Source organism: Belnapia sp., assembly GCF_059504005.1.
In genome coordinates, this window is the sequence record NZ_JCACHU010000017.1 from 1 (window position 1) to 10,669 (window position 10,669).

10 protein-coding genes are annotated in these 10,669 nt (G+C 64.4%); 7 read left to right on the forward strand and 3 right to left on the reverse strand.

Going from position 1 to position 10,669, the window contains the following annotated elements:
* Positions 1-39: 39 nt before the first annotated feature.
* Positions 40-351 carry a hypothetical protein gene (locus AC5JJ1_RS03325; RefSeq protein WP_495783699.1) on the reverse strand — a complete coding sequence of 104 codons (312 nt, stop codon included), beginning with the start codon at positions 349-351 and terminating at the stop codon, positions 40-42.
* Positions 352-653: 302 nt separating this feature from the next.
* Complete coding sequence (locus AC5JJ1_RS03330) at positions 654-1,376, reverse strand: hypothetical protein (RefSeq protein ID WP_495783700.1); 723 nt, start codon at positions 1,374-1,376, stop codon at positions 654-656.
* 409 nt (positions 1,377-1,785) lie between these two features.
* Between AC5JJ1_RS03330 and AC5JJ1_RS03335 the strand changes: the two genes are divergently transcribed.
* The 4 genes from AC5JJ1_RS03335 (at position 1,786) to AC5JJ1_RS03350 (ending at position 5,851) form a co-directional block, all read left to right on the forward strand.
* A complete protein-coding gene (locus tag AC5JJ1_RS03335) occupies positions 1,786-2,289 on the forward strand; it encodes a DUF2924 domain-containing protein (protein WP_495783701.1) in 504 nt (167 codons plus the stop codon).
* The gene (locus tag AC5JJ1_RS03340; protein ID WP_495783702.1) at positions 2,286-3,398 is read left to right on the forward strand and encodes a recombinase family protein; all 1,113 of its coding nucleotides are present in this window, start codon (positions 2,286-2,288) and stop codon (positions 3,396-3,398) included. The genes AC5JJ1_RS03335 and AC5JJ1_RS03340 overlap by 4 nt, the downstream gene beginning before the upstream one ends.
* A 113-nt stretch (positions 3,399-3,511) precedes the next feature.
* Complete coding sequence (locus AC5JJ1_RS03345; RefSeq protein WP_495783703.1) at positions 3,512-4,756, forward strand: MFS transporter; 1,245 nt, start codon at positions 3,512-3,514, stop codon at positions 4,754-4,756.
* A 111-nt stretch (positions 4,757-4,867) separates the two neighbouring features.
* Positions 4,868-5,851 carry a Bug family tripartite tricarboxylate transporter substrate binding protein gene (locus tag AC5JJ1_RS03350; RefSeq protein WP_495783704.1) on the forward strand — a complete coding sequence of 328 codons (984 nt, stop codon included), beginning with the start codon at positions 4,868-4,870 and terminating at the stop codon, positions 5,849-5,851.
* A gap of 38 nt (positions 5,852-5,889) precedes the next feature.
* On the opposite strand, the gene AC5JJ1_RS03355 is transcribed toward AC5JJ1_RS03350, so the two are convergent.
* Positions 5,890-7,209 (reverse strand): hypothetical protein, encoded by a 1,320-nt coding sequence (locus AC5JJ1_RS03355; RefSeq protein WP_495783705.1) that lies wholly within the window; start codon positions 7,207-7,209, stop codon positions 5,890-5,892.
* 228 nt (positions 7,210-7,437) lie between these two features.
* Here AC5JJ1_RS03355 and AC5JJ1_RS03360 point away from each other — a divergent pair, with 228 nt between their 5' ends.
* The 3 genes from AC5JJ1_RS03360 (at position 7,438) to AC5JJ1_RS03370 (ending at position 10,375) form a co-directional block, all read left to right on the forward strand.
* Positions 7,438-7,581 (forward strand): hypothetical protein, encoded by a 144-nt coding sequence (locus AC5JJ1_RS03360; RefSeq protein WP_495783706.1) that lies wholly within the window; start codon positions 7,438-7,440, stop codon positions 7,579-7,581.
* Between the two features lie 706 nt (positions 7,582-8,287).
* Positions 8,288-9,370, forward strand: a complete 1,083-nt coding sequence (gene rsgA / locus AC5JJ1_RS03365; protein ID WP_495783707.1) for a ribosome small subunit-dependent GTPase A — start codon at positions 8,288-8,290, stop codon at positions 9,368-9,370.
* Between the two features lie 558 nt (positions 9,371-9,928).
* The gene (locus tag AC5JJ1_RS03370) at positions 9,929-10,375 is read left to right on the forward strand and encodes a nuclear transport factor 2 family protein (RefSeq protein ID WP_495783708.1); all 447 of its coding nucleotides are present in this window, start codon (positions 9,929-9,931) and stop codon (positions 10,373-10,375) included.
* Positions 10,376-10,669 lie beyond the last annotated feature (294 nt).

The following is a 10,669-nucleotide window of genomic DNA, read 5'->3' on the forward strand; positions in this document are numbered from 1 at the left end:
GGGCAAGCCCGCCCTCCTCGCCACCAGAATTTCCAGACCTCAGGTTACAGTACCGATGACGGCGGCGGTGATCTCCTGCAGAGTGGCTCCAGCGTCGCTATCGAGCATGACGATGTCGATCCGTCGGGCATCAGCCTTGTGCCTGCGGGTTCCGGTGAAGGTCGCTGGAACGATGCCGGTCCCCTCCTTGGGACCAATCTCATGCCGGGTCAGGATCTCGGCTACCGCAAGCCAGGCGAGTGCGCGGACATCGGTCCAGGACGTTGTCTGCTGGAAATGGCCGAAGGTGCAGCTATAGGTCGTGAGGCTGCCCGGCGCCGGCTCCGCCTGTGCCTCGGTTTGCGCGTTCATGACAGGGTGCTCGCGCACAGATGGGCCGCCTCGTAAGCCTCAACGTCTTCGAGCCGATAGACCACGCGGGCACCGATCTTGAGGTACGGCGGTCCCTGGTTCAGCCAACGCCAGCGTTCAAGTGTGCGGGCCTAAGACACCAGCGACGAGCAAGATCGAGTTGGTGCAGGTGCCGCGGTTCGAGGTCGCTAGGCTGCCCCTGATCCTGCGGCTTCGACGGTTTTGAACCATGGTTGGGCCCTATGGCAGCAGTCTCGGCTACCACAAGACCGTCTGGCGAAGGCACGATCCAGCACCACGATTCAATCTAGTAAACGTGGCTTCGTGCCATTGGAAAGTGCGCTAAGGGACCGGTACTCGTCACGCAGGGCATTCTCGATGCGACCTGTGGTGGGCACCTGATGCGACGGAACTTTGGTAGCAATCCACGCGGCCAGCGATTTGGCTTCGTCCACGAGCCTCGGTGCCACCTCACCGGCCTCAAATCGCCACAACATTTTGCGTCGGATTATCGGCATCACCGAAATCTTGCCGGGTGCGATCAACTTCGCATCGGTGCTCTCAACCACCCGCTTGGCGTGCTCCTCCAGCAGCGCCAGGATCGTATCATCGTCGAGCAACACAACATCTTGCGGCCGCAATGCCCGGTCTTCCGCCGCAACGGTTGGACTCTCCGACACAGAGGGCCCATAGAGGTCAGGCGGTCCAGACAACACCACAACATTCACATAGCGATATGGTCCCACCTCGATCGTGCTGGCAAGCGCATCAATGCGGAAGTCCCCGTCCCATTGGCCTGGGATTAGGCTCTCGTGCAGATGGCGTTCCGGCGCGGTCTGGACGCCAAGAAGATGCAGTTCGTTGCGCTGCACCCGCTCCCGAAAATCGAGCAAGATGCCTTGCCAGGTGTGGTCCAAGTTCGTCCGAAGGCTTTTAAAGGAGTGCTCGCCCATCGGAGCGGGAGCGCTGCGGTTCGAAGCTCCGCCAAGATTGGGGTACCCGAACGTCGCCAGCTTCTGGGACATGAAATAGACCTCGATGTTGCGGATGTCCTCGATCCGCTCCTCGAAGCATCACGCCAGCAAGGCGTTTCTGATATCGCATCGCACCGGACCCTGGCTCATCGGTCGATCCTCTTATGGGCGAGGATACACGGAGCTTCGCCAGACAGAGTCAGCACGAGGTTCACGCATTTGCGGCTGTCTGACGGGTAAGCGGCGCCATGGCTGATAGCGCCACGGCCGCCTTGGCGCACCTCCCACCCCACCTCCGCGAGGTTTGCGCGATCCTGGCCGCCGGCTTGTTGCGGCTTCGGCGCCGCACGGCCGAGGATCTGGCCCATGATGCCGCACAGGCCAGCGACCACGGAGAGAGTTCGCTACACTTCCGAGGCGACCAGAGCATGCATACGAACCGGAATAACCGGAGACCCGCATGCCCCGCATAGCCACTCAGAAGCCCACACAGGCGCCGACGCCGACCATCGCAGGCATCCCACCAGCGGACGTCCTGGGCCGCCTGGCCGCTCTACAAGCAGCGCCGATTGCCCACCTAAAGCAGCAATGGCGCGACCTTTTCGGCAAGGAGCCGCCGCCCTTCAGCCGCACCTACATCCAGAGCCGGCTGGCCTACCGCATCCAGGAGCTGGCCTATGGCGGCCTGAAGTCCGAGACCCGAGCACGACTGGAGGCGCTGGGTGAGCAGCTGGACGGAGGCAACGTCGTCCTCCGCCGCATCCGCGCCGATAGCCGGCCGCTGCCTGGAACGCGGCTGATCCGCGAGCACGACGGCGTCCAGCACGTGGTCACCGTCCGCGTCGACGACTTTGAGTACGAGGGCCGGCCCTACCGGTCGCTCTCGGCCATCGCCCGCCACATCACCGGCACCCGCTGGAACGGCTGGACCTTCTTCGGGCTGAGAGGGAGGCCCGGCGTATGAACCGCCGCAAGCTGTCGACCGACGGCGTCATGCCGGCGTCGGTCAAGAAGCTCCGCTGCGCCGTCTACACCCGCAAGAGCACCGACGAGGGCCTGGACAAGGAGTTCAACACCCTCGACGCTCAGCGCGACGCCTGCGAGGCCTACGTGGCGTCCCAGCGCGCCGAGGGCTGGGTGCTTGTCCGAGATCGCTACGACGACGGCGGCTTCTCCGGCGGCACGCTGGAGCGGCCAGCGCTGAGGCGGCTGTTGGCCGATATCGAGCAGGGCCTGGTCGACGTCATCGTGGTCTACAAGATCGACCGCCTGTCCCGCTCGCTGATGGACTTCGCCAAGCTGGTCGAGACCATGGAGGCGCATGGCGTCACCTTCGTCTCGGTCACGCAGAGCTTCAACACCACGACCAGCATGGGTCGGCTGACGCTCAACATCCTGCTCAGCTTCGCCCAGTTCGAGCGTGAGGTGATTGGCGAGCGGATCCGGGACAAGTTCGCGGCCTCCCGCGCCCGTGGGATGTGGATGGGGGGCAAGGTGCCGCTCGGCTACGTTGTCCACAACCGTAAGTTGGTCATCCTTGAGCCCGAAGCCGCAAGGGTCCGGCGCATTTTCGAGACCTTCTTAGCCATGAAATCCGCCCTCGAAACAGTCCAGCGTCTTCGGAGCGAGGGCATCGCGGCGAAATCTGGTAGGGCACTCAACCGTAGCGATATCTACAAACTTATCCACAACCGGACGTACGTTGGTGACGTCTCACACAAGGGCCAGATTTACAGAGGCGAGCACGAGCCGATCGTCTCACGGTCCTTATGGAATGACGTCCAAGCCATCTTGCAGATCAGCCCGAGGGCTCGAGCCGCTCAGAACCGGCAGCATGCGCCGGCGCTTCTCAAGGGCTTGATCTTCGGCACCGATGGCCGGGCGCTGTCGCCGACGCATTGCCGCAGAAATGGGCGCCTGTACCGCTACTACGTGGCGCAGCGGGTGCTGAAGGGCGACGCCGCTGAGGACGACGGCATCGTGCGCCGGGTATCCGCGGCCGAGATCGAGGCGGCAGTGGTCGATCAAGTGCATGCTGGTAAGCCGCTAGAGGCGCGGAACCTGACGCGATAACAGCTGCATATCCTGTATGTCTGGCGTGATGTGGGTGCTACTCGCCCTGGAACGAGGCAGGGCCGCGCCCGTTACATCTTCTATTCCAATCCGCTCTGATTCGGAGCCCACCTATGCAGCAGCGGGGCGCTGAGCGCGCACTGGACGCCCTAAGTTTCTTCGTCTCCGACGCCCGGTATGGGCTCGGCGCCTATCTCGGCATCTATCTCCTGGCCGAACACGGCTGGGATCCGGCGAGCATCGGTGCCGCGCTCTCGGTCGGCATGCTGACCGGGCTGCTGTCGCAGGCGCCCCTCGGCGCACTCGTCGATGCGGTGCAAGCCAAGCGCGCGCTGATCGCGGGCGCGGTCGTGGTGATGACCGCAACCTGTCTTGTCATCCCGCTCGCGCCTCAGTTCTGGTCGGTAGCGCTGGCGGGGCTAGTCGGAGCCATGGCCGGCGTCACAATCGGGCCGACGCTCGCCGCCATCTCACTCGGAGTAGTTGGCCCGGCACGCTTTGCCCGCCGCGCTGGGCGGAACGAGGCGCTGTTCCATCTTGGCGACGGCACGATCAGCTTGGCGATCCTGCTCACCGCACCCTTCTTCGGCAACTCGGTGCTGTTCTGGTCCATGGGTTTTACGGCTGTTGCCAGCATTGCGGCTGCCGCGGCAGTTCCCGCGGGCGCGATCGATCACGCTGTCGCCCGGGGCCTGCTACCCGGCGAGGTGACAAATGCGGCACAGCCCACGGCTTGGCGCGTGCTGCTGGGCTCCCAGCCCCTGTTGATCTTCGCGGCTTGTGGCGCCCTGTTCCACCTGGCCAATGCCAGCATGCTGGGGCTGGTGTCGCAGAAGCTGGCGCTGGGTAATCTTGGTCAGGGCATTGCCCTCACAGCGGCCTCCGCCATCGTCGCACAGGCGGTCATGGTACCAGTCGCAACACTGGTCGCGGCGCGGGTGGATGCCTGGGGGCGCAAGCCATTGTTGTTGGCCGCCTTTGTCGCCCTGGCCATGCGGGGGACGCTCTATACCCTCTCCGACGAGCGAGCCTGGCTTATTGGGGTCCAGCTCCTCGATGGGGTTGGTGCGGGCCTGATCGGCGCGCTCTTCCCGATCGTGGTCGCCGATCTGACGCGCGGCAGCGGGCACTTCGCAGCCGCGCAAGGCGTGGTGGGCACGATGCACGGGATTGGCAGCATGATGAGTATGGTTCTCGGTGGAGTGCTGGTGGTGTGGGCCGGGTATGACACCGCCTTCCTGGTGCTCGCCTCGATTGCCACCCTGGGTGGTATCCTGGTCTGGTCGGCTATGCCCGAAACTCGAGGGGCGCCGGCGATGGGCATGACCGGCAGGACCGAATCGAAATCTATTGCCTGAGCCCCTTCGTTCGTCGATGACGGAGCTCTGCTTTGAAGTGGTCAGGGACATGCTTGGCCCGCATGATGGACCAGCAGGGTCAACGTCCGCCCGGGAGAGAAAGCGTCCCCTATGCTCCGCCGTCATGCGCTCACACTCGGTGCCGCGGTCGCGGCTGGTCCCCTGGCTGCACAGACGCAGCAGGACGGGGCCGCCGCTTGGCCCAGCCGCCCCGTCACCATCCTCGTCCCCTTTGTCGCCGGCGGTCCGTCGGACATCGTCGCCCGCGTCCTCGGCCAGTATGGCGGTCAGTCGCTGAGCCAGCCGGTGGTAGTCGAGAACCGTGCTGGTGCGAACGGCGAGGTCGCGTCACGCCTGCTGGCCCGGGCGCAGCCAGACGGGCACACCCTGCTCGTGGGCTCGATCGGCGTCTTTGCCATCAACGCTGCGCTACGCCCAAACCTTGGCTACGACCCGCTGGCCTTCACCCCCATCACCCTGGCGGTCACCACGCCGAACGTGCTGGTGGTCAATCCGGACAAGGTGCCCTCGACTGATCTGCGCGGCGTTATCGACTGGCTGCGGCGCAATCCTGGCCGTACCAGCTACTCGACCAGCGGTGTCGGCTCCTCGGACCAGATGACCATGGAGCTCTTCAAGCAGCTCACAGGGACTGAACCGGCCCATGTGCCCTATGCAGGCGGGGCGGCGGCGGCCACTGACCTGATCGCCGGCAATGTGGAGCTAAGTTTCCAGAATCTCGGCACGGTGGCGGGCCACATCCAGGGCGGGCGGCTGCGTCCCATTGTGGTCACCAGCGCCGAACGCCACCCGGTGCTGCCCGATGTGCCCACCGCCACCGAAGCGGGGTTGAAGGATTTCGTGGTCACCTCCTGGCAGGCCCTCATGGCTCCTCCCGGCATGCCTGCCGCGCTGGTCCGGCGCGTGCACACAGCCGCAACCGAGGCGCTGCGCCATCCCGAGGGACGGCAGCGGCTCGAGCAGGTCGGCTTCACGGTGGTGGCGGGCTCGCCCGAGGCATACGCCGCCTTCCAGCGCGAGGAGGTGGAGCGCTGGCGCGGTGTAGTGCGGACGGCGGGCATCAAGGCGGAGTGACCGGCCGCCTGTATGTTACGCCACTTATTGCCTGGTGGTCAGTTGGCCTGACCGGAGTGCTTTCCGAACTGCAGCGCAAACAACTGCTGCTGCGACCGGAGCTCAGCCGCCAAGGGCGCATGGACGGGGCGGCGCCCTGCCCCGTTCGGCTCCAGCTCGAACAGGCCATTGGCGCAGTAGCGGTCATCATCCCAGCCGGGATGGCCGAGGATAGGATAGAGGCAGACGCCCTCGACCGGAACGCCTCGCCGGAGCGCCTCACGCACCTCACCGCCAACGTGGCGCAGCCAAGGCGCGCGAAGGTCGTCCTCGATGCTGGTTTCGGCCAGGAACAGTGGGCGGCCATAGCGCGTGTGGACGGCCGCCAAGAGCGCGTGCAGCGGGCGGGTACGCGGGTCGAATGGTGACAGCGGCTCGCCCTCGCACAGCCAGCGTCCCTTAGGCAGCCATTCCCCTGCGCAACTCCACTGATTGTTCCAGTAGTAATTGACACCCACCGCGTCGAACGTCTCGGGCCCGCCACCAAGTGCAGGTTCCACCCGTCCCGCAAGCATATCCCAGGCTTGGAATTGCGCCCTGTTGTACCAAGCGTCAGCGAGTTCCGTATCCTCGTTCCGTAGCGGCACGACATGGATGATCGGCTCAATCGCCAGAACTTTAGCTCCCGGTGCCGCCTCGCGCACCGCCCGTGCCGCAGCCGCCGCAGCCCGCACGAGTTGACGCTTAAGCTCGAGACCACGTCCGCGCGCGGCGGGGTTCATCCTGGCCATGTCGCCGCCAGCCCAGGCCAGGAAGGAGATCTCGTTCACCGGGCAAATCACGGGTGGGCTGCCGGTTTCTTCGAGATGCAAGCGGCCGAAGGCCGCGGCATAATGAGCCAAGCGGTCCACGAAACTGGCTGAGAATACGTCCAGCCCGTCCGGCCAACCATAGTGGCACAGATCCCAGGACACCTGCACGCCCATGGCCTCTGCTGCGCGGAGTAGCGGCAGCACGGGTGACCAGTCGTACCATCCCGGCGCGCCGCCCTCCACGAGGTGCCAGCGCACGCCATCGCGGGCGGCCGTGATGCCGTGTTCGGTCAGCTGGAGGTAGTCGGAAGCCGCTAGCTGGTCGTGCCGCGTGGCCGCGATCAGGTCTAGCCGCCGCCCGTCGGCACGACGCTGTGTTGAGCACTCAAACCCACCGAGGAAGAAACTTCGGAACAGCCCCGGTCGGAATAGGGCGCGCAGCTCTGGTGGCGCAGCGGCACTAGGCGCCCCTCCGAGCATCGCTGCTCCTGCCTCGGTGGCCACCCCGGCCAGCAGCTCACGGCGCGCAACGCGATTCAGTGGTGGGGGGGTGATGTCTCTCGACATCGGCCTCCTCGGAGAGCTTCGGATTACTTGCTGCTATATAACGGCGGCAGCCTCCACATGTTTCATTCTGGTGGCGCCGCCTGGGCAACATGGGGCGAAACACCCACTGTTTTCCATGATGCGGCATACAAGACGAGCAGATCCACAAATCAGCCGAGCCGCCAGCCCACTGAGTCCCCTCCTTCGCCAACCCATGCCAGGACAAACGGCCGGCTTGACCTCTATGACATGGCGCAGCGGGTGCTGAAGGGCGACGCGGCCGGGGACGACGGCATCGTGCGGCGCGTGTCCGCGGCGGAGATCGAGGCGGTGGTAGTGAACCAGATCCGCTCGTTGCTGCGGCAGCCCGAGATCACAGCGCAGAGCGTGTGACGGCATGAGCGCGATGGCCAGCATTACGGTCTGGGTGCCGCTCGCCATCCACCGGCGGCCGCGGCGGAGAACGGTGGTGATGCCGGTGCAGGGCAGTGCGCCGACTGTGGCCACGCGCGCTGATCCGACGTTGGTGAAGGCGCTGGCCAGGGCGTTCTGGTATCAGCGACGCTGGACGAGGGGCGGTACGCCTCCATCAGCAAGATAGCGGCAGGGGAGCGGATCAAGCGCGGTAACCTCGGTACGCTGCTCCGCCTCACGCTGCTGGCGCCGGATATCGTGGAGGCGATCCTCGACGGCCAATCCACGTCTCTCCTCGGGCTGCCACAACTGCTGGAACCGCTGCCGCTGAGGTGGGTGGAGCAGCGATCCGTGATCACTCGCACGACAAGGTATAGGGCAGCTGTCATAGGATGACCTGCCGTGACCAACCCTGGCCGGAAGCGGAATAGCGCCTTCCAGGGTGCCGCCGGAGTAAAGCTGCGTCTGGCTGGTTGGGATATGGCGCCACCAGTGATTACGCTCAGGCGACCGATGGGGGTTATCGTCTAGCGGGTCGACGCCAATCCCGTAGCAAGGCATGGGGTACGTGATCGTCGGCGTAATACACAACCACTCACGCTATGTCGGGCAACAGCCTCCCGAGCACAGTCCAAAGGGTCGGTTTGCCGCCCGGTCGGTGCTAGAGTTCCCGCCCCATCTAAGAGTGCCACTTTTGATCGAACAATATGGTTGGTCCGATGCGCTGCGGCTGCCATTCGAGCCGCATGCGCCTGCCGGCTACCGCCCCGGGCGCATCATCGTCCAGCAGCGCGAAGCAAATCGGGTGGTTACGGATGTCGGCATCCTAAGCGCGCGGCTCTCCGGACGCGTGCGTCACGAGGCTCGGGAGGCGGGCCATCCGGCCGCCGGCGACTGGGTGGCTTTGTCGGCAAACGCCGGCGAAGGCACAGCCACTATTCATGCCGTCCTGCCTCGCCGCACCGCTTTCGTGCGTCGGGCGGCCGACAGCGTGCAGACACTGCAGGTCATCGCCGCCAACATCGACGTCGTTTTCGTCGTCACTTCGATGAACGCCGATCTCAATCCGCGTCGGCTCGAGCGCTTCCTTGCCGCTGCCTGGCAGAGCGGTGCGCGACCGGTGGTGGTGCTGACCAAGGCCGACCTGTGCGGGCAACCCGAAGGCCAGGCCGCCGAGATCGCCACGCTGGCTGCGGGCTGCCCGGTGGTCATCGTGTCAGTACGCCAGGGCCTTGGCCTGGGCAGTCTGATGGATCACATCAAGTCGGGCGAGACCTGTGTGCTGATCGGCTCATCGGGCGTCGGAAAATCCACGCTGGTGAATGCCTTGCTGGGTGAGGAGCGGATGGCAACCCAGGACATCCGCGCGACGGATGCCCGGGGGCGTCACACCACCAGCCATCGGCGACTCATCCTGCTCCCTGGTGGAGGGCTGCTCCTCGACACGCCTGGCATCCGCGAAGTGGGCTTGATCGACGCCGATGCGGGTCTCAGCACGGTCTTCGACGACATCGAGCGTCTGGCCCAGAATTGCCGGTTTCGTGACTGCGGGCACACCACCGAACCCGGCTGTGCGATACGCGACGCGCTGGACGGGGGCCGCCTCGATGCCGACCGTTGGGCGCATTTCCAGAAGCTGAGCCAGGAACTGACAGCGTTGGAGCTGACGAAAGACCGGACGGCGCAAGAGGTTGAACGCCGTCGCCTAGCTGCGCTGCAAAGAGCATATCGGTCGATGAAGAAAGATCTTCGAGACCCGAGTTCCTAAACTCTGCCGGCAATGAAGGCGTACGAGCCTTATCAAGCAGCCGAATGGGTGCAGCTTGACCCTGTCAATGTCCGCGTTCGGGAATGCTCACCTAGGAGCCTGTCTGAGTATTCCGTGGCATAAAATGGCCTTTTGCGCCGCCGCCCCGTCGCGGAAGGTCATGCCGCCTGCGACTTGCGTCTCGGAAGGCTTTTGCTTGGGTGACGTTGCGGGCCCGACTACTCAGACAGGCTCCTAGCCGCGCCAGGTCCGAATTGGGCGGCCAGCCGCCGATCTTGGCTGCCGATCAGCAATATCCGCTCGCCTGCCAACACCCGACATGCTGCCTCCGAGCACAGAGGTCGTCGTCGGATCAGACTTAATGGTAGGCCGAGATGCCATGCATGCGCTAGAAGTTGTCGATCCGAACGCTGCGCAATAGTCGGTCGTTCGATAGCCGGTGAAGCAGCCGAGCCGGATTGGCTTGGATGTGCTTGGTCCAAACCGACAGCACAGACTAACGTAAATCTAGGAGGCGCCAACAAGTCTCCAATTCAACGTGTAAGAGGGAGAACAAACATGCCAATGATCCGTCGCCATCTCGCCAGGACTGCTGCCCTCGCTGCCATCGTCGCGGCAGGCCCAGCCGCGCTGGCTCAACCGACGGAGGAAGCCGCTGTCACCCAAGCAGTCGAGAAGTTGCGGCTTGCAATGATCAGCGCCGATCGAAGCCAGCTTGAGGCGCTAACCGCACCTCAACTCAGCTATGGCCACTCAGGCGGGGTGGTTGAGAACAGGGCACAGTTCCTGGATGTCGTGGCAGGCAAGCGGACGATCTACAAGACCATCACGCTCTCCGACCAAAGTCTCACTTTAGCTGGCGACAATGCGATTGCCCGCCATATTTTCTCCACAGATTTCGAGAACGACGGCAAGCCCAGTTCTTCACGGGTTGGCGTGATGCAGGTCTGGCACAAGCAAGGCGGCCAGTGGCGGCTTCTGGCAAGGCAAGCTTTCAGGATCTGACGCTTTTGCCTTGTTCGTTGAACGCGAGCGGCATCATCGCCGCCGGCCGAAGCGGTCATCTGGCTACACTGCGTCTACGTGGCCCTTATCATTCGACAGAGTGGATCAAAGGCCACGCGCTAAGGGATTCGGAGTTGGGTGGTCTTCCGACGCGGCCGGATCGGGCTGCTGTGCATCGTCGTTTCGATGTTCCATCAGGACCTTACTGTCGGAGCGTCTCGACGCCTATTGACCCTCACTGAAAGGGAGTAAGCTGCTGCGGTCAGCACGTCCGAGAGGAGGTGCCTATGAGTG

Excerpts from the sequence above, each read along its gene's own strand:
- AC5JJ1_RS03355 (WP_495783705.1), bottom strand. The coding sequence starts at position 7,209 with ATGTCGAGAGACATCACCCCCCCACCACTGAATCGCGTTGCGCGCCGT.
- AC5JJ1_RS03350 (WP_495783704.1), top strand. The coding sequence starts at position 4,868 with ATGCTCCGCCGTCATGCGCTCACACTCGGTGCCGCGGTCGCGGCTGGT.
- AC5JJ1_RS03345 (WP_495783703.1), top strand. The coding sequence starts at position 3,512 with ATGCAGCAGCGGGGCGCTGAGCGCGCACTGGACGCCCTAAGTTTCTTC.
- AC5JJ1_RS03335 (WP_495783701.1), top strand. The coding sequence starts at position 1,786 with ATGCCCCGCATAGCCACTCAGAAGCCCACACAGGCGCCGACGCCGACC.
- AC5JJ1_RS03360 (WP_495783706.1), top strand. The coding sequence starts at position 7,438 with ATGGCGCAGCGGGTGCTGAAGGGCGACGCGGCCGGGGACGACGGCATC.
- AC5JJ1_RS03330 (WP_495783700.1), bottom strand. The coding sequence starts at position 1,376 with ATGTCCCAGAAGCTGGCGACGTTCGGGTACCCCAATCTTGGCGGAGCT.
- AC5JJ1_RS03325 (WP_495783699.1), bottom strand. The coding sequence starts at position 351 with ATGAACGCGCAAACCGAGGCACAGGCGGAGCCGGCGCCGGGCAGCCTC.
- AC5JJ1_RS03370 (WP_495783708.1), top strand. The coding sequence starts at position 9,929 with ATGCCAATGATCCGTCGCCATCTCGCCAGGACTGCTGCCCTCGCTGCC.
- AC5JJ1_RS03340 (WP_495783702.1), top strand. The coding sequence starts at position 2,286 with ATGAACCGCCGCAAGCTGTCGACCGACGGCGTCATGCCGGCGTCGGTC.